An 18,294-nucleotide genomic window follows, 5' to 3' on the forward strand; every position below is an offset into this window, starting at 1 on the left:
CAGCCTTTCGGCTGCGGCCACCCCGGCGGCACGTTTCTGCTGATGTCTTACGCGGTGGGATCAGACCTCTTCGTGGGCGACGGCGCGGCGCGCGTCGGCGTCCAGGACGCCCCAGCTGATCAGCTGCTCGGTCAGCACCGAGGGGGACTGGTCGTAGATGACGGCGAGGGTGCGCAGGTCGTCCTGGCGGATCGAGAGCACCTTGCCGTTGTAGTCACCGCGCTGCGACTGGATCGTGGCGGCATAGCGCTGCAGCGGGCCCGCCTTCTCCTGCGGGACGTGCGCGAGGCGCTCCAGGTCGAGGACGAGCTTGGGCGGCGGCTCGGCGGCGCCACCAGGAGCGGTACCCGGAAGGAGCTCCTGCACGGGGACGCCGTAGAAGTCCGCCAGCTCGGCGAGGCGCTGCACGGTCACGGCACGGTCGCCGCGCTCGTACGACCCCACGACGACCGCCTTCCAGCGTCCCTGGGACTTCTCCTCGACACCGTGAAGGGAAAGGCCCTGCTGGGTACGGATCGCGCGGAGCTTGGCCCCGAGCTGCTTGGCGTATTCGCTGGACATATAGCTCCCCGGACGCTGCGACAATCATGCGGCTCCGCCGCGTGGCTGGTAACTCACTGTGAGGTTACGCAGCGTTACTTGCCTGCGTCAAGCCGAATGGTCCTTACCGCCCCACCGGTGGAACCCGATGACGTGCCCGGCCTTGAGTACTGGTACCGTGGATGGCGCAATTTCGACGTCCTTTAACGTCCGTCCTGTGAGGCGGAGAAGGAGGTCCGTTTCATATGGACACGAATGACTCCGGTGTCGCGCGCCCTGTGCTCGAAGGGCCGGACATCGCGCGGGTGTTGACCCGCATCGCTCACGAGATCGTCGAGCGCGCCAAGGGCGCCGACGACGTGGTTCTGCTCGGCATTCCCACCCGCGGCGTCTTCCTCGGCCGCCGGCTCGCCCAGAAGCTCGAAGAGATCACCGGCCGCACGATCCCGGTCGGCTCCCTCGACATCACCATGTACCGCGACGACCTGCGCATGCACCCGCCGCGCGCCCTCGCCCGCACCGAGATCCCCGGTGACGGCATCGACGGCCGCCTGGTCGTCCTCGTCGACGACGTGCTCTTCTCCGGCCGCACCATCCGCGCCGCCCTCGACGCCCTCAACGACATCGGCCGCCCCCGTGCGGTGCAGCTCGCCGTGCTCGTCGACCGCGGCCACCGCGAACTCCCCATCCGCGCCGACTACGTCGGCAAGAACCTCCCCACGTCGCTGCGGGAGACGGTCAAGGTCCAGCTGGCGGAGGAGGACGGCCGCGACGCCGTGCTGCTCGGCGCCAAGCCCGCTTCCGCGTAGGACCGGCTTCCTCCCCCCTCACGGGCCCAGGGCACATCCCTGCGCGCCCGCGTGCCCGCAGACCTCCACACACCGGAGTACACGCAGATGATGCGACACCTCATCTCGGCCGCCGACCTCTCCCGCGACGACGCCGTCCTCATCCTCGACACGGCCGAGGAGATGGCGCGCGTCGCCGACCGGCCGATCAAGAAACTGCCCGCCCTGCGCGGCCGCACCGTGGTCAACCTCTTCTTCGAGGACTCGACCAGGACCCGGATCTCCTTCGAGGCCGCCGAGAAGCGCCTTTCCGCCGACGTCATCAACTTCGCCGCCAAGGGGTCGTCCGTCTCCAAGGGCGAATCCCTCAAGGACACCGCACAGACCCTGGAGGCGATGGGCGTCGACGCCGTCGTCATCCGGCACGGCGCCTCCGGCGCGCCCTACCGCCTGGCGACCTCCGGCTGGATCGACGCCGCCGTCATCAACGCGGGCGACGGCACCCACCAGCACCCCACGCAGGCCCTGCTCGACGCCTTCACCATGCGCCGCCGGCTCGTCGGACCGGACGCCGGTCTCGGCCAGGACCTGGCGGGCAAGCACATCACTCTCGTCGGCGACATCCTGCACAGCCGCGTGGCCCGCTCCAACGTGGACCTGCTGCACACCCTCGGCGCCGAGGTCACCCTCGTCGCCCCGCCCACCCTGGTGCCGGTCGGCGTCGAACAGTGGCCCTGCGAGGTCAGCTACGACCTGGACCGCGTACTGCCCAAGTCCGACGCCGTGATGATGCTGCGGGTGCAGCGCGAGCGCATGAACGCCGCGTTCTTCCCCACCGAGCGCGAGTACTCGCGGCGCTACGGCCTGGACGGCGAGCGGATGGCGAAGATGCCCGAGCACGCCATCGTCATGCACCCGGGACCGATGGTCCGCGGCATGGAGATCACCGCCGAGGTCGCCGACTCCGACCGCTGCACGGTCGTCGAGCAGGTCGCCAACGGCGTCTCCATCCGCATGGCCGTCCTCTATCTGCTTCTGGGCGGCAACGAGCCCGCCGTCACCCACACCCGTTCCGAGGAGAGCAAGTAAGCATGAGCAAGATCCTGATTCGTGGTGCGAAGGTGCTCGGCGGCGAGGCGCAGGACGTCCTGATCGACGGCGAGACCATCGCCGAGGTCGGCACGGACCTGAGCACCGAGGGCGCGACCGTCGTCGAGGCCGGCGGCAAGGTTCTCCTGCCGGGCCTCGTCGACCTCCACACCCACCTGCGCGAGCCGGGCCGCGAGGACTCCGAGACCGTCCTGACCGGCACCCGCGCGGCCGCCTCCGGCGGCTTCACCGCCGTCTTCGCCATGGCCAACACGTTCCCCGTCGCCGACACCGCCGGAGTCGTCGAGCAGGTCTACCGGCTCGGCAAGGAGTCCGGCTACTGCGACGTGCAGCCCATCGGCGCCGTCACCGTGGGCCTCGAGGGCAAGAAGCTCGCCGAGCTCGGCGCCATGCACGAGTCCGCCGCCGGGGTCACCGTCTTCTCCGACGACGGCAAGTGCGTCGACGACGCCGTGATCATGCGCCGCGCCCTGGAGTACGTGAAGGCCTTCGGCGGCGTCGTCGCGCAGCACGCGCAGGAGCCGCGGCTCACCGAGGGCGCCCAGATGAACGAGGGCGTCGTCTCCGCCGAGCTGGGCCTCGGCGGCTGGCCCGCGGTGGCCGAGGAGTCGATCATCGCGCGGGACGTGCTGCTCGCCGAGCACGTCGGCTCGCGGGTGCACATCTGCCACCTGTCGACCGCAGGCTCCGTCGAGATCGTGCGCTGGGCCAAGTCGCGCGGCATCGACGTCACCGCCGAGGTCACCCCGCACCACCTCCTCCTCACGGATGAGCTGGTGCGCTCCTACAACCCCGTCTACAAGGTCAACCCGCCGCTGCGCACCGAGCGCGACGTCATGGCCCTGCGCGAGGCACTCGCCGACGGCACCATCGACATCGTCGCCACCGACCACGCCCCGCACCCGCACGAGGACAAGGACTGCGAGTGGGCCGCGGCCGCCATGGGCATGGTCGGCCTGGAGACCGCGCTCTCCGTCGTCCAGCAGACGATGGTCGAGACCGGTCTGCTGACCTGGGAGGCCGTCGCCGACCGGATGTCCTTCAAGCCCGCCGCCATCGGGCGGGCCACCGGTCACGGCCGCCCCGTCTCGGCAGGTGAGCCCGCGAACCTCGTCCTGGTCGACGCCGATTACCGTGGGGCAGTGGACCCCGCGGGCTTCGCCTCGCGCAGCCGCAACACTCCCTATGAGGGCCGTGAGCTGCCGGGCCGCGTCACGCACACGTGGCTCCGGGGTCGGGCCACGCTCGTCGACGGGAAGCTCGCGTGACATCTCTTCTGGAACTGGCCGCCGAGAAGGAATCGGCGGACGTGACCGACTGGGCCGCACGGCTCGGCTGGGTCGTCGGACTGCTGCTCTTCATCGCGCTCGTCTACTGGCTGATGCGCGAGGGCTGGAAGTGGCGCGGCACGCTCCAGGGCGACCTGCCCGAGCTGCCCGCCGCGCCGGATGACCCGGGCCCGGCCAGACTTGAGCTGAGCGGCCGCTACCACGGCTCGACCACGGCAGGGCAGTGGCTCGACCGCATCGTGGCGCACGGCCTTGGCACCCGCAGCCGCGTCGAGCTGACGCTCACCGACGCGGGCCTGGACGTCGTACGCCCCGGCGCGACGGACTTCTTCGTCCCGGCCGCACAGCTGCGCGAGGCCCGCCTCGACAAGGGCATCGCCGGCAAGGTCCTCACGGAGGGCGGTCTCCTGATCGTCACGTGGGAGCACGGCGGCAAGCTGCTCGACTCCGGCTTCCGCTCGGACCACGCGGCCGAGCAGACCGAGTGGGTCGAGACGCTCAACAACATGATCGACACGAACAGCACTACGGAAGGCACCGCACGATGACGACCTCCAAGCAGGGGACGGCCTCGCAGAGGAAGGGGGCGCTTCCCGCCGTACTCGTCCTGGAGGACGGCCGCATCTTCCGCGGCCGCGCCTACGGGGCGACGGGGGAGACCTTCGGCGAAGCGGTGTTCTCCACCGGCATGACCGGCTACCAGGAGACCCTGACCGACCCCTCGTACGACCGCCAGATCGTGGTCGCCACCGCCCCGCAGATCGGCAACACGGGCTGGAACGACGAGGACGACGAGTCGGCCCGCATCTGGGTCAGCGGTTACGTGGTCCGCGACCCCGCCCGCATCCCCTCCAACTGGCGTGCCGCGCGCTCGCTCGACGACGAGCTGGTCGCCCAGGGCATCGTCGGCATCAGCGGCATCGACACCCGCGCCCTCACCCGCCACCTGCGCGAGCGCGGCTCCATGCGCTCGGGCATCTTCTCCGGCGAGACGCTCCCGTCCGACGCCGAGCTCGTCGAGCGCGTCACGGCGCAGCCCTCGATGAAGGGCCTGAGCCTGTACGAGGAGGTCGCCACCAAGGAGGCGTACGTCGTCCCGGCGGTCGGCGAGAAGCGGTTCACCGTCGCCGCCATCGACCTCGGCATCAAGGGCATGACCCCGCACCGCATGGCCGAGCGCGGCATCGAGGTGCACGTGCTGCCCGCCACCGCCACCGAGGAGGACGTCTACGCGATCAGCCCCGACGGCGTCTTCTTCTCCAACGGCCCCGGCGACCCGGCCACCGCGGACGGGCCGGTCGCACTGATGACCGCCGTCCTCAAGCGCAGGACGCCGCTCTTCGGCATCTGCTTCGGCAACCAGATCCTCGGCCGCGCCCTCGGCTTCGGCACGTACAAGCTGAAGTACGGCCACCGGGGCATCAACCAGCCGGTTCAGGACCGCACCACCGGCAAGGTCGAGGTCACCGCGCACAACCACGGCTTCGCCGTGGACGCGCCGCTCGACCAGGTCAGCGACACCCCCTTCGGGCGCGCCAAGGTCTCCCACGTCTGCCTCAACGACAACGTGGTGGAAGGCCTGCAGCTGCTCGACCAGCCGGCCTTCTCCGTGCAGTACCACCCCGAAGCGGCCGCGGGCCCGCACGACGCCGCGTACCTCTTCGACCGCTTCACGTCTTTGATGAACACCGCTCCGATGGAGGGCCAGCGTGCCTAAGCGCACCGATATCCAGTCCGTCCTGGTCATCGGCTCCGGCCCGATCGTCATCGGTCAGGCCGCCGAGTTCGACTACTCCGGCACCCAGGCGTGCCGGGTCCTCAAGTCCGAGGGCCTGCGCGTCATCCTCGTCAACTCCAACCCGGCGACGATCATGACCGACCCGGAGATCGCCGACGCCACGTACGTCGAGCCGATCACCCCGGAGTTCGTCGAGAAGATCATCGCCAAGGAGCGCCCCGACGCGCTCCTGCCGACGCTGGGCGGCCAGACGGCCCTCAACACGGCGATCTCCATGCACGAGCAGGGCGTCCTGGAGAAGTACGGCGTCGAGCTCATCGGCGCCAACGTCGAGGCCATCAACAAGGGCGAGGACCGCGACCTCTTCAAGGGCGTCGTCGAAGAGGTCAACAAGAAGATCGGGCACGGCGAGTCCGCCCGCTCGTACATCTGCCACTCCATGGACGACGTCCTCAAGGGCGTCGACGAGCTCGGCGGCTACCCCGTCGTCGTCCGCCCCTCCTTCACCATGGGCGGCGCCGGTTCCGGCTTCGCGCACGACGAGGAGGAGCTGCGCCGCATCGCCGGACAGGGCCTCACGCTCTCGCCGACCACCGAGGTGCTCCTTGAGGAGTCCATCCTCGGCTGGAAGGAGTACGAGCTGGAGCTGATGCGCGACAAGAACGACAACGTCGTGGTCGTCTGCTCCATCGAGAACTTCGACCCGATGGGTGTGCACACCGGTGACTCGATCACCGTCGCCCCGTCGATGACGCTCACCGACCGCGAGTACCAGACCCTGCGCGACGTGGGCATCGCGATCATCCGCGAGGTCGGTGTCGACACCGGCGGCTGCAACATCCAGTTCGCGGTGAACCCCGAGGACGGCCGGGTCATCGTCATCGAGATGAACCCGCGCGTCTCGCGGTCCTCGGCGCTCGCGTCGAAGGCCACCGGCTTCCCGATCGCGAAGATCGCCGCGAAGCTGGCCGTCGGCTACACGCTCGACGAGATCCCCAACGACATCACCGAGAAGACGCCGGCGTCCTTCGAGCCGACCCTCGACTACGTCGTCGTCAAGGCCCCGCGCTTCGCCTTCGAGAAGTTCCCGTCCGCCGACTCCACGCTGACGACCACCATGAAGTCGGTCGGCGAGGCCATGGCCATCGGCCGCAACTTCACCGAGGCGCTGCAGAAGGCGCTGCGGTCCCTGGAGAAGAAGGGCTCGCAGTTCACCTTCGTCGGCGAGCCCGGGGACAAGGCCGAGCTGCTGCGCGAGGCCGTGCGGCCCACCGACGGCCGCATCAACTCCGTCATGCAGGCCATCCGCGCCGGCGCCACCCCCGAGGAGGTCTTCGAGTCCACGAAGATCGACCCGTGGTTCGTCGACCAGCTCTTCCTGATCAAGGAGACCGCCGACGAGCTGGCCGCCGCCGAGCGCCTCGACGCCGACCTGCTCGCCCACGCCAAGCGGCACGGCTTCTCCGACGCCCAGATCGCCGAGATCCGCGGTCTGCGCGAGGACGTCGTGCGCGAGGTGCGCCAGGCCCTCGGCGTGCGCCCGGTCTTCAAGACGGTCGACACCTGCGCCGCCGAGTTCGCCGCGAAGACCCCGTACTTCTACTCCTCGTACGACGAGGAGAACGAGGTCGCCAAGCGCGAGAAGCCCGCGGTGATCATCCTCGGCTCCGGACCGAACCGCATCGGCCAGGGCATCGAGTTCGACTACTCCTGCGTCCACGCCTCCTTCGCGCTCAGCGACGCGGGCTACGAGACCGTGATGGTCAACTGCAACCCCGAGACCGTCTCCACGGACTACGACACCTCCGACCGGCTCTACTTCGAGCCGCTCACCCTGGAGGACGTCCTGGAGATCGTCCACGCCGAGGCGCAGGCCGGGCCGATCGCGGGCGTCATCGTCCAGCTCGGCGGCCAGACCCCGCTGGGTCTCGCCCAGGCGCTCAAGGACAACGGCGTGCCGGTCGTGGGCACCTCGCCCGAGGCCATCCACGCCGCCGAGGACCGCGGCGCCTTCGGCCGCGTGCTCGCGGAGGCCGGGCTCCCCGCGCCGAAGCACGGCACCGCGACGACGTTCGCCGAGGCGAAGGCGATCGCCGACGAGATCGGCTACCCGGTCCTGGTCCGCCCGTCGTACGTGCTCGGCGGCCGCGGCATGGAGATCGTGTACGACGAGACCCGCCTCTCCACGTACATCGAGGAGTCGACCGAGATCAGCCCCTCGCGGCCGGTCCTCGTCGACCGCTTCCTCGACGACGCCATCGAGATCGACGTCGACGCGCTCTACGACGGCGAGGAGCTCTACCTCGGCGGCGTCATGGAGCACATCGAGGAGGCCGGCATCCACTCCGGCGACTCGGCGTGCGCCCTGCCCCCGATCACCCTGGGCGGCTTCGACATCAAGCGCCTGCGCGCCTCCACGGAGGGCATCGCCAAGGGCGTCGGCGTGCGCGGACTGATCAACATCCAGTTCGCGATGGCGGGTGACATCCTCTACGTCCTGGAGGCCAACCCGCGCGCGTCGCGCACCGTCCCCTTCACCTCGAAGGCGACCGCGGTGCCGCTGGCCAAGGCCGCGGCGCGCATCTCGCTCGGCGCGACCGTCGCCGAGCTGCGCGCCGAGGGCATGCTCCCGGCCGTCGGCGACGGCGGCACGCTCCCCATGGACGCGCCGATCTCCGTCAAGGAGGCCGTCATGCCGTGGTCGCGCTTCCGCGACATCCACGGCGCGGGCGTCGACACCGTTCTCGGCCCGGAGATGCGCTCCACGGGCGAGGTCATGGGCATCGACTCGGTGTTCGGCACCGCGTACGCCAAGTCGCAGGCCGGCGCGTACGGCCCGCTGCCGACCAAGGGCCGTGCCTTCATCTCCGTCGCCAACCGCGACAAGCGCTCGATGATCTTCCCGGCGCGCGAACTGGTCGCGCACGGCTTCGAGCTGTTCGCCACGTCCGGCACGGCCGAGGTGCTCAAGCGCAACGGCATCAACGCCACGATCGTGCGCAAGCAGTCCGAGGGCGAGGGCCCGAACGGCGAGAAGACCATCGTCCAGCTCATCCACGACGGCGGCGTCGACCTCATCGTCAACACCCCGTACGGCACCGGCGGCCGCCTCGACGGCTACGAGATCCGCACGGCCGCCGTGGCGCGCTCCGTGCCGTGCCTGACGACGGTCCAGGCGCTCGCCGCCGCCGTACAGGGCATCGACGCGCTGGGCCGCGGCGACGTGGGCGTCCGGTCGCTCCAGGAACACGCGGAACACCTGACCGCGGCCCGCGACTAGCAGCCCACAAGGGGGACACCGGAAACACGGTGTCCCCCTTCTGCTGAGGACACCCGTCTGCCGAGGACCCCCGAGGAACCCCTTCATGTACAAGCTCTTCTTCCACCTCGTCTTCAAGCGCATGGACCCGGAGCAGGCCCACCACCTGGCCTTCCGCTGGATCCGGCTCGCGGCGCGCGTCCCCGTGCTGCGCACCTTCGTCGCGGCCGTCCTCGCGCCGCGCCACAAGGAACTGCGCACCGAGGCCCTCGGGCTGCGGATGCACGGCCCCTTCGGGCTGGCCGCGGGCTTCGACAAGAACGCCGTCGCGATCGACGGCATGTCGATGCTCGGCTTCGACCACATCGAGATCGGCACCGTCACCGGGGAGCCGCAGCCCGGCAACCCCAAGAAGCGGCTGTTCCGCCTCGTGCAGGACCGCGCGCTGATCAACCGCATGGGCTTCAACAACGAAGGCTCGGCGGCCGTGGCTGAGCGCCTGGCGGCGCGTACGCCGGTCTTCCGGACCGTCGTGGGCGTGAACATCGGCAAGACCAAGGTCGTCCCCGAGGACGAGGCCGCCGCCGACTACGTGAAGTCGACCGAGCGGCTCGCCCGCCACGCCGACTACCTCGTCGTCAACGTCTCCTCGCCGAACACCCCGGGCTTGCGCAACCTCCAGGCCACCGAGTCCCTGCGGCCCCTCCTGACCGCCGTGCGCGAGGCCGCCGACCGCAGCGTCGAGGACCGTCGGGTCCCGCTGCTCGTCAAGATCGCGCCGGACCTGGCCGACGAGGACGTGGACGCGGTCGCCGATCTCGCCGTCGAGCTCGGCCTGGACGGCATCATCGCCACGAACACCACCATCGCGCGCGAGGGCCTCGGGCTGACATCCGGACCCGCTCTCTACGAAGAGACCGGCGGACTGTCGGGGGCGCCGCTCAAGGAGCGCTCCCTGGAGGTCCTGAGGCGCCTCTACGCGCGCGTGGGCGACCGGATCACCCTCGTGGGCGTCGGCGGCATCGAGAACGCCGAGGACGCCTGGCAGCGCATCCTCGCGGGTGCCACCCTGATCCAGGGCTACAGCGCGTTCATCTACGAAGGGCCTTTCTGGGGCCGCACCATCCACAAGGGCCTCGCCGCGCGCCTTCGGACGAGCCCGTACGCCACCCTCGCCGACGCCGTCGGCGCCGACGTGAGGAACCCCAAGTGAGCAGCATGAGCCCCCTGCAGCCCTTCGGCACGCGCCTGCGCCACGCCATGGACGAGCGCGGCCCCCTCTGCGTCGGCATCGACCCGCACGCCTCGCTGCTCTCGGCGTGGGGCCTGAACGACGACGTCGCGGGCCTGGAGCGGTTCACGCGGACCGTCGTGGAGGCGCTGGCCTCGACCGTCGCCGTGTTCAAGCCGCAGAGCGCCTTCTTCGAACGTTTCGGCTCGCGCGGCATCGCCGTCCTGGAGAAGGCCGTCGAAGAGCTGCGCGCGGCCGGCGCCCTGGTCGTCATGGACGCCAAGCGCGGCGACATCGGCTCCACCATGGCCGCGTACGCCGAGACCTTCCTGCACAAGGACTCGCCGCTGTTCAGCGATGCGCTCACCGTCTCGCCCTACCTCGGGTACGGCTCCCTGGAGCCGGCCGTCGAGCTCGCCCGCGAGAACGGCGCCGGGCTCTTCGTGCTCGCCCTCACCTCCAACCCCGAGGGCGCCGAGGTGCAGCACGCGGTGCGCGAGGACGGCCGTACGGTCGCGGCCACGGTCCTCGGGCACCTCGCCGCGGAGAACGCCGCCCAGCGGCCGCTGGGCTCCTTCGGAGCGGTCGTCGGCGCGACGCTGGGCGACCTGTCGGCGTACGACCTCGGGATCAACGGCCCGCTGCTCGCCCCCGGCATCGGGGCGCAGGGCGCGACGCCCGCGGATCTGCCCGGCGTCTTCGGCCCGGTCGTCCGCAATGTGGTGCCGAGCGTCAGCCGCGGTGTGCTCCGCCACGGCCCCGACGTCACGGGCCTGCGCGACGCCGCGGCGCGCTTCGCGGACGAGATCAGGGCGGCGGTCGAAGCGGTCTGAGCGGGGCAACGGACCCGCCGCGCGCACTCCGTTGACGGCCCGTTGACGAATTGCCGAGCCAAATCCGGGGCGAAATGCCCGATATGTACGGCTCGACAGAGGCTGACCAGGACTTTTCGTCTGTTCTCGCTGACTCCGGCGGCCATGCCCGCTAGTCTCCGACGAGAGCGAACGGGCAAGCGCGTTGCACGTTGCTCACCTGGTGTGGGGCGATGAGGTCCCGCACCGGTCCGTATCCGACAGTTCGACATCCGAGGTGACGTAGGCGTGGCTCTTCCGCCCCTTACCCCTGAACAGCGCGCAGCCGCGCTCGAAAAGGCCGCCGCGGCTCGCCGGGAGCGGGCCGAGGTCAAGAATCGACTCAAGCACTCCGGCGCCTCGCTTCACGAGGTCATCAAGCAGGGTCAGGAGAACGATGTCATCGGCAAGATGAAGGTCTCCGCCCTCCTGGAGTCCCTGCCCGGCGTGGGCAAAGTCCGCGCCAAGCAGATCATGGAGCGTCTTGGCATCTCCGAGAGCCGCCGTGTGCGCGGTCTCGGCTCCAACCAGATCGCGTCGCTCGAGCGAGAGTTCGGTGGCGGTGCCGCCGGCTGATGTTCTCAGGCACTCCTGAGAACCTGGATAATCGCTGCATGGCTGCAACACCCCGGGGGACGTCCCCCGTACCCCCGGACGTATGTCCGCGGCTGACCGTGCTCTCCGGCCCCTCCGGGGTCGGCAAGAGCACGGTCGTCGCTCATATGCGCAAAGAACACCCCGAGGTCTGGCTCTCGGTCTCCGCCACCACCCGCAAGCCGCGGCCCGGTGAGAAGCACGGTGTCCAGTATTTCTTCGTCTCCGACGACGAAATGGACAAGCTCATCGCCAACGGCGAGCTCCTGGAGTGGGCCGAGTTCGCGGGCAACCGCTACGGCACCCCGCGTCGCGCCGTGCTCGATCGTCTGGAGGCGGGCGAACCCGTCCTCCTGGAGATCGACCTGCAGGGCGCGCGCCTGGTGCGCGAGTCGATGCCCGAGGCGCAGCTGGTCTTCCTCGCCCCGCCGAGCTGGGACGAGCTGGTCCGCCGGCTCACCGGCCGGGGGACCGAGGCGCCCGACGTGGTCGAGCGCAGGCTCGCCGCCGCCAAGATCGAGCTCGCCGCCGAGGCCGAGTTCGACACCACCCTGGTCAACACCTCCGTCGAGGACGTGGCCCGTGAGCTGCTAGCCTTGATGAAAGTTCTTTAGATCTACACCCGTGTCCTGACTGCTGGTCTCGACATCACTTGACCCCATCGGAAGGCGAAGAGTGTCCTCTTCCATCACCGCGCCCGAGGGCATCATCAACCCGCCGATTGATGAGCTGCTCGAAGCCACCGACTCGAAGTACAGCCTCGTGATCTACGCCGCCAAGCGCGCGCGCCAGATCAACGCGTACTACTCGCAGCTCGGTGAGGGCCTCCTGGAGTACGTCGGCCCCCTGGTCGACACCCACGTCCACGAGAAGCCGCTGTCGATCGCGCTCCGCGAGATCAACGCCGGCCTGCTGACGTCCGAGGCCATCGAGGGTCCGGCTCAGTAAGCGGTTCGTACGTTCACCACAGGCCCGGCAGCACGGCTGCCGGGCCTGTGGTGTGTCATGGAGCAGTACGCATCCGAGTGCGGGGAGACAGAGCCAGTGACCGAGAAGCCGAAGGTAGTCCTGGGCGTCAGTGGTGGCATCGCGGCCTACAAGGCGTGCGAGCTGCTGCGGCGCCTGACCGAGTCCGGCCACGACGTGCGCGTCGTGCCGACCGCGTCGGCGCTGCACTTCGTCGGCGCCGCGACCTGGTCCGCGCTCTCCGGCAACCCCGTCTCGACCGAGGTCTGGTCCGACGTCCACGAGGTGCCGCACGTCCGCATCGGACAGCACGCCGATCTCGTGATCGTCGCCCCCGCCACCGCCGACATGCTCGCCAAGGCGGCCCATGGCCTGGCCGACGACCTGCTCACCAACACGCTCCTGACGGCCCGCTGTCCGGTGGTCTTCGCCCCGGCCATGCACACGGAGATGTGGGAGCACCCGGCCACCCAGGAGAACGTCGCCACCCTGCGCCGCCGCGGCGCCCTCGTCGTCGAGCCCGCCGTCGGCCGCCTCACCGGCGTCGACACCGGCAAGGGCCGCTTCCCGGACCCCGTCGAACTCTTCGAGGTCGTACGCCGCGTCCTCGCCCGCAAGGACCTGGCGCAGGACCTCGCGGGGCGCCACGTCGTCGTGAGCGCGGGCGGCACCCGCGAGCCCCTGGACCCGGTCCGTTTCCTGGGCAACCGCTCCTCGGGCAAGCAGGGCTACGCGCTCGCCCGCTCCGCCGCCGCGCGCGGCGCCCGCGTCACGCTCGTCGCGGCCAACGCGGCGCTGCCGGACCCGGCGGGCGTCGATGTCGTACCGGTCGGCACCGCCGTGCAGCTGCGCGAGGCGGTCCTGAAGGCCGCGGCCGACGCCGATGCCGTCGTGATGGCGGCCGCCGTCGCCGACTTCCGCCCCGAGACGTACGCGGCCGGGAAGATCAAGAAGAGGGACGGGCAGGACCCGGCGCCGATCGCCCTGGTCCGCAACCCCGACATCCTGGCCGAGATCGCGGGGGAGCGGCCCCGGGCCGGCCAGGTGGTCGTCGGTTTCGCCGCCGAGACGGACGACGTGCTGGCCAACGGCCGCGCCAAGCTCGCACGCAAGGGCTGCGACCTGCTGGTCGTCAACGAGGTCGGTGAGCGCAAGACCTTCGGCTCCGAGGAGAATGAGGCCGTGGTGCTCGGCGCGGACGGAAGCGAGACGCCGGTTCCGTACGGACCCAAGGAGGCCCTCGCGGACACGGTCTGGGACCTGGTCGCCGAGCGGCTGTCCTGACGCCTCCCACGCCTCCCACGCCGTCTCACGATCCGGACAGCGAGTTCACTCCGGTTTCTGTGACCTGTTCTTGTGTCTCACTTTCGCCTCTTGGCGGAACTTGGCCACATTCAGGTGCTTCTCTTGACGGGGTCTGTGCAGGCAGGGCTCAATGTCACCTTCGCCCCATCGGGCGCCTCATACCCGGGAAAAAGGGGTACGAGGCCCTTTGGCGGAGGCGGATCGTCGTACCGCGCACAGCAGTGCCGCAGGTCACAGACCTCCCAAGTGGCGAGACATGTGGACCGGCGGCCGAGTGTGACCGATAAACTGGTCTCGGACGACGCCGGGCGCAGCTCCCGGCCGTCCACCCATGATCAGCCAGCAGCCGCTGCAACCACAGGGAGCGATGTGTCCCGGCGCCTCTTCACCTCGGAGTCTGTGACCGAGGGTCACCCCGACAAGATCGCTGACCAGATCAGCGACACCATTCTCGACGCGCTTCTGCGGGAGGACCCGACCTCTCGGGTCGCCGTGGAAACGCTGATCACCACCGGCCTCGTCCACGTGGCCGGTGAGGTGACGACGAAGGCGTACGCGCCGATCGCGCAGCTCGTGCGCGACAAGATCCTCGAGATCGGTTACGACTCCTCGAAGAAGGGCTTCGACGGCGCCTCCTGCGGCGTCTCGGTGTCCATCGGCTCGCAGTCCCCCGACATCGCGCAGGGCGTCGACACGGCGTACGAGAAGCGTGTCGAGGGCGATGAGGACGAGCTCGACAAGCAGGGCGCCGGCGACCAGGGCCTGATGTTCGGGTACGCCTGCGACGAGACCCCGGAGCTCATGCCGCTCCCGATCCACCTCGCGCACCGCCTCTCGCGCCGCCTCTCCGAGGTCCGCAAGAACGGGACCATCCCGTACCTGCGCCCCGACGGCAAGACCCAGGTCACCATCGAGTACGACGGCGACAAGGCCGTCCGCCTCGACACGGTCGTGGTCTCCTCGCAGCACGCGAGCGACATCGACCTGGACTCGCTCCTCGCGCCCGACATCCGCGAGTTCGTGGTCGAGCCCGAGCTGAAGGCCCTCCTCGAGGACGGCATCAAGCTGGAGACCGAGGGCTACCGCCTGCTGGTCAACCCCACCGGCCGCTTCGAGATCGGCGGTCCGATGGGCGACGCGGGTCTGACCGGCCGCAAGATCATCATCGACACGTACGGCGGCATGGCCCGCCACGGCGGCGGCGCCTTCTCCGGCAAGGACCCGTCCAAGGTCGACCGCTCGGCCGCCTACGCCATGCGCTGGGTCGCCAAGAACGTCGTCGCCGCGGGCCTCGCGGCCCGCTGTGAGGTCCAGGTCGCGTACGCCATCGGCAAGGCCGAGCCCGTCGGCCTCTTCGTCGAGACGTTCGGCACGGCCACGGTCGACACGGACAAGATCGAGGCGGCCATCGCCCAGGTCTTCGACCTGCGCCCGGCCGCGATCATCCGCGACCTCGACCTGCTCCGCCCGATCTACTCGCAGACCGCCGCGTACGGCCACTTCGGCCGGGCGCTCCCCGACTTCACGTGGGAGCGGACGGACCGCGTGGACGCGCTGCGGGAGGCGGTGGGGCTGTAGTCCCGGCCCCCTGTTGTCCTGACGAGGCCCGGTACCCCTGCGGGGGTGCCGGGCCTCGGCGTGCTCCGGGCACTGTCAGTGCGGTCTGGTAGGAATGCAGCTGTGAGCAGGGAGAACGAAGGGTTCGAGGGTGGCGGGGGAGCCGAGGAGCCGGAGCAGCTTGCGCTCATTCGGGAATCGGTGCGCAAGGCCAAGGTGCCGCGTGCCAAGCCGCGGACGTGGCGGGGAGCCGCGCTGGCCAAGGAGTTGCCGGTCGCGCGCGTGCTCGTCGACAAGGGCGTACTGCATCTCGACCGGTACTTCGACTACGCCGTGCCCGAGGAGCTGGATGCCGTGGCCCAGCCCGGGGTGCGCGTCCGGGTGCGATTCGGTGCCGGGGCGCGGAACGTGCGGGGAGGGCGGCGCGAAGGGGGCGGGCTGATCGACGGGTTCATCGTCGAGCGGTGCGCCGAGAGTGATTACAGCGGGCCGTTGGCGGCCCTGGCCCAGGTCGTGTCGCCGGAGCCCGTGCTCGATGCCGGGCTGCTGGATCTGGCCCGGGCGGTCGCCGACCGGTATGCGGGGAGCCTCGCCGATGTGCTGCAGCTGGCGATCCCGCCCCGGCACGCGCGAGCCGAGGCGCGGGAGTCGCCCGAGCCGCCTGCCCCGCCAGGCCCGCCCGACGCCGGGAGCTGGCGGCGGTACGGGCACGGGCCCGAGTTCCTCCAGGCGCTGGCCTCGGGGGGTGCGCCCCGTGCCGTGTGGACCGCGCTGCCGGGGCCGCAGTGGGCCGAGGAGATCGCCCGTGCCGTCCAGGCCACGCTCGCCTCGGGGCGCGGCGCGCTCGTCGTCGTACCGACCGGGCGTCCGGCCGCGCGCGTGGACGCCGCGCTCACGGAACTGCTCGGTGCGGGCCGGCACGCGCTGCTGACCGCCGATGCCGGGCAGGAGCGGCGCTATCAGGAGTGGCTCTCCGTGCGGCGCGGGGCCGTGCGGGCCGTCGTCGGCACCCGCGCCGCCATGTTCGCGCCCGTACGGGACCTGGGGCTCGTCGTCGTCTGGGACGACGGGGACTCCAATCTCAGTGACGATCACGCGCCGTTTCCGCATGTGCGGGAGGTCCTTGAGCTGCGCGCAACGCGGGACAAGTGCGGGTTCCTGCTGGGGAGCTGGAGCTGCACGGTGGAGGCCGCGCAGCTCGTCGAGAGCGGCTGGGCCGCGCCGCTCGTCGCCGATCGCGAGCAGGTGCGCGGGGCCGCGCCGCTGGTGCGCACCGTGGGCGACGGCGACCTCGCCCGGGACGAGGCGGCGCGGGCCGCCCGGTTGCCCACGCTGGCCTGGCAGGTCGCGCGGGAGGGGCTGAAGCACGGGCCCGTCCTGGTGCAGGTGCCGCGGCGCGGGTATGTGCCGCGGCTCGCCTGTGAGCGGTGCCGCGAGCCCGCGCGCTGCCGGCGGTGCGCCGGGCCTTTGGAGGCGCAGGAGAGTGGATCCGCCCTGCGGTGCGGCTGGTGCGGGGTGGAGGAGGCCCAGTGGCACTGCGAGTCCTGCGGTGCGTTCCGGCTGCGCGCGCAGGTCGTGGGGGCCCGCCGGACCGCCGAGGAGCTGGGGCGGGCGTTTCCCGCGGTGCCGGTGCGGACGTCGGGGCGTGAGCAGGTGCTCGACACGGTGCCGGGCGGGCCGGCGCTGGTGGTGAGCACGCCGGGGGCGGAGCCCGTCGCCGAGGGCGGTTACGCGGCCGCCCTGCTGCTCGACGGGTGGGCCATGCTGGGCCGGCCCGACCTGCGGGCCGGGGAGGACGCGCTGCGACGGTGGATCTCGGCGTCGTCGCTGGTCCGACCGCAGGGGGCGGGCGGCACGGTCGTGGTCGTCGCCGAGCCGACGCTGCGGCCCGTGCAGGCGCTGGTCAGGTGGGACCCCGTCGGTCACGCCGTGCGGGAGCTCGCCGAGCGGGCCGAGCTGGCCTTCCCTCCGGTGTCGCGGATGGCGGCGGTGTCCGGGGCGCCCGAGGCGCTGTCGGAGTTCCTGGCGGGCGCCGAACTGCCGCGCGACGCGGTGGTGCTGGGTCCCGTGCCGGTACGGGAGGCCGGACCGGCGCAGGACCGCCGGGGCGGGGGTGCGCCGACGGGGGAGCCGACGGAGCGGGTGCTGATCCGGGTCCCCCCGGGGAGCGGCGCCGCGCTGGCGGCCTCGCTGAAGGCGGCGCAGGCCGCGCGGATGGCCAGGGGGGCCAAAGGCGCCAGGGAGGTCGGGGGAGAGGCGGTGCGGATCCGGGTGGATCCGCCGGATATCGGGTGACGGATGGGGCGTCTTCGGCGGGGCTGACGGCGCCCGGCACCAGAGCTGACGGCGCCCGGCACCAGAGCTGACGGTGCCCGGCACCGGAGCTGGCCCGTGCGGGTGCCGACCCGCACAAAGCTGCCCCCTCGTCCTTGGCGGAGGAGCGAGGGGGCAGCGGTCGAGGGGGACGTCAGCCGCTGCGGGGGCCGGGGAAGGCGTTCGGCCTGGCTTCGTCGCGGAGCGTGGGGCTGCCCGCGGTGGGCTGGGTCGGCATCGCGCGGGCGGCGGGGACGGACGGCAGGGGGACGCCGACCGGCAGCGGACGCGTCGCTGTGGCTGTGGCTGTGGCTGTGGCGGTCACTGTGGCAGCGGCCGCCACGGTCGGCGCGGGCGCCTCCGTGGCGCGCTCCGCCTCGGCCGCCGCCTGCGTGGTGGCCCGTCGTGCGCCGTAACGGCGGTGGACCGCCTGCTTGGTGACGCCGAGGGCCGAGCCCACCGCGTCCCACGAGAACCCGAGCGAGCGGTCGAAGTCCACCGCCGCGGTCACCAGTGTCTCGACGCTGTCCCGCAGTTCCTGGGCGAGGCGTACGGTCGGGGCGGGGGCCCGCCCATACACGACGAAGCCCGCGGACGGGCTGGAGCGGCGCGGGCGGTAGACGTTCCCGAGCTGGGCGGTGAGGGTACGCAGCGCGTCCACCTGCCGGCGGACCCGCTCGATGTCCCGCACCAAGAGGTGCAGGCTGGCCCGTGCCTGGGCGTCGTGGGTTGCGTGGTCGGCCATGAACAAGC

Annotated in this window: 16 protein-coding genes; 14 read left to right on the forward strand and 2 right to left on the reverse strand. The window is 71.1% G+C overall.

Annotated features, from left to right (window positions below; genetic code table 11):
* Positions 1-60 precede the first annotated feature (60 nt).
* Positions 61-561 carry a transcriptional regulator BldD gene (gene bldD / locus ACFVYL_RS31815; protein ID WP_030787240.1) on the reverse strand — a complete coding sequence of 167 codons (501 nt, stop codon included), beginning with the start codon at positions 559-561 and terminating at the stop codon, positions 61-63.
* Positions 562-785: 224 nt separating this feature from the next.
* Between bldD and pyrR the strand changes: the two genes are divergently transcribed.
* The 14 genes from pyrR to ACFVYL_RS31885 all read left to right on the forward strand — a co-directional run bounded on the left by pyrR (position 786) and on the right by ACFVYL_RS31885 (position 17,523).
* A complete protein-coding gene (gene pyrR, locus ACFVYL_RS31820) occupies positions 786-1,349 on the forward strand; it encodes a bifunctional pyr operon transcriptional regulator/uracil phosphoribosyltransferase PyrR (protein WP_389722106.1) in 564 nt (187 codons plus the stop codon).
* Between the two features lie 87 nt (positions 1,350-1,436).
* Positions 1,437-2,417 (forward strand): aspartate carbamoyltransferase catalytic subunit, encoded by a 981-nt coding sequence (locus tag ACFVYL_RS31825; RefSeq protein WP_150182823.1) that lies wholly within the window; start codon positions 1,437-1,439, stop codon positions 2,415-2,417.
* Between the two features lie 2 nt (positions 2,418-2,419).
* The gene (locus tag ACFVYL_RS31830) at positions 2,420-3,706 is read left to right on the forward strand and encodes a dihydroorotase (protein WP_389722108.1); all 1,287 of its coding nucleotides are present in this window, start codon (positions 2,420-2,422) and stop codon (positions 3,704-3,706) included.
* The gene (locus ACFVYL_RS31835; RefSeq protein WP_389722110.1) at positions 3,703-4,275 is read left to right on the forward strand and encodes a hypothetical protein; all 573 of its coding nucleotides are present in this window, start codon (positions 3,703-3,705) and stop codon (positions 4,273-4,275) included. The genes ACFVYL_RS31830 and ACFVYL_RS31835 overlap by 4 nt, the downstream gene beginning before the upstream one ends.
* A complete protein-coding gene (gene carA / locus ACFVYL_RS31840) occupies positions 4,272-5,444 on the forward strand; it encodes a glutamine-hydrolyzing carbamoyl-phosphate synthase small subunit (protein ID WP_389722112.1) in 1,173 nt (390 codons plus the stop codon). Before ACFVYL_RS31835 ends, carA begins: the two co-directional genes overlap by 4 nt.
* A complete protein-coding gene (gene carB, locus ACFVYL_RS31845; RefSeq protein ID WP_389722114.1) occupies positions 5,437-8,745 on the forward strand; it encodes a carbamoyl-phosphate synthase large subunit in 3,309 nt (1,102 codons plus the stop codon). Before carA ends, carB begins: the two co-directional genes overlap by 8 nt.
* An 85-nt stretch (positions 8,746-8,830) precedes the next feature.
* Positions 8,831-9,937 carry a quinone-dependent dihydroorotate dehydrogenase gene (locus tag ACFVYL_RS31850; RefSeq protein ID WP_389722116.1) on the forward strand — a complete coding sequence of 369 codons (1,107 nt, stop codon included), beginning with the start codon at positions 8,831-8,833 and terminating at the stop codon, positions 9,935-9,937.
* A gap of 5 nt (positions 9,938-9,942) precedes the next feature.
* On the forward strand, positions 9,943-10,788 hold the full coding sequence (gene pyrF, locus ACFVYL_RS31855; protein WP_389722235.1) for an orotidine-5'-phosphate decarboxylase: 846 nt from the start codon (positions 9,943-9,945) through the stop codon (positions 10,786-10,788).
* 267 nt (positions 10,789-11,055) lie between these two features.
* Positions 11,056-11,382: an integration host factor gene (locus ACFVYL_RS31860; protein ID WP_055564204.1), complete on the forward strand. Its 327-nt coding sequence runs from the start codon at positions 11,056-11,058 to the stop codon at positions 11,380-11,382.
* A gap of 38 nt (positions 11,383-11,420) precedes the next feature.
* Complete coding sequence (gene gmk, locus ACFVYL_RS31865) at positions 11,421-12,014, forward strand: guanylate kinase (protein ID WP_389722118.1); 594 nt, start codon at positions 11,421-11,423, stop codon at positions 12,012-12,014.
* A gap of 61 nt (positions 12,015-12,075) precedes the next feature.
* Positions 12,076-12,348, forward strand: coding sequence for a DNA-directed RNA polymerase subunit omega (rpoZ, locus tag ACFVYL_RS31870; RefSeq protein WP_005319902.1), 273 nt, complete (start codon positions 12,076-12,078; stop codon positions 12,346-12,348).
* Between the two features lie 57 nt (positions 12,349-12,405).
* Complete coding sequence (gene coaBC, locus ACFVYL_RS31875) at positions 12,406-13,650, forward strand: bifunctional phosphopantothenoylcysteine decarboxylase/phosphopantothenate--cysteine ligase CoaBC (RefSeq protein WP_389722119.1); 1,245 nt, start codon at positions 12,406-12,408, stop codon at positions 13,648-13,650.
* Positions 13,651-14,040: 390 nt separating this feature from the next.
* On the forward strand, positions 14,041-15,249 hold the full coding sequence (metK, locus tag ACFVYL_RS31880; protein WP_389722121.1) for a methionine adenosyltransferase: 1,209 nt from the start codon (positions 14,041-14,043) through the stop codon (positions 15,247-15,249).
* A 102-nt stretch (positions 15,250-15,351) separates the two neighbouring features.
* Complete coding sequence (locus tag ACFVYL_RS31885; protein ID WP_389722123.1) at positions 15,352-17,523, forward strand: primosomal protein N'; 2,172 nt, start codon at positions 15,352-15,354, stop codon at positions 17,521-17,523.
* Between the two features lie 172 nt (positions 17,524-17,695).
* On the opposite strand, the gene ACFVYL_RS31890 is transcribed toward ACFVYL_RS31885, so the two are convergent.
* On the reverse strand, positions 17,696-18,286 hold the full coding sequence (locus ACFVYL_RS31890; protein WP_389722125.1) for a hypothetical protein: 591 nt from the start codon (positions 18,284-18,286) through the stop codon (positions 17,696-17,698).
* Positions 18,287-18,294: the final 8 nt, after the last annotated feature.

This window comes from Streptomyces sp. NPDC058308 (assembly GCF_042880275.1).
Classification (GTDB): Bacteria; Actinomycetota; Actinomycetes; order Streptomycetales; family Streptomycetaceae; genus Streptomyces.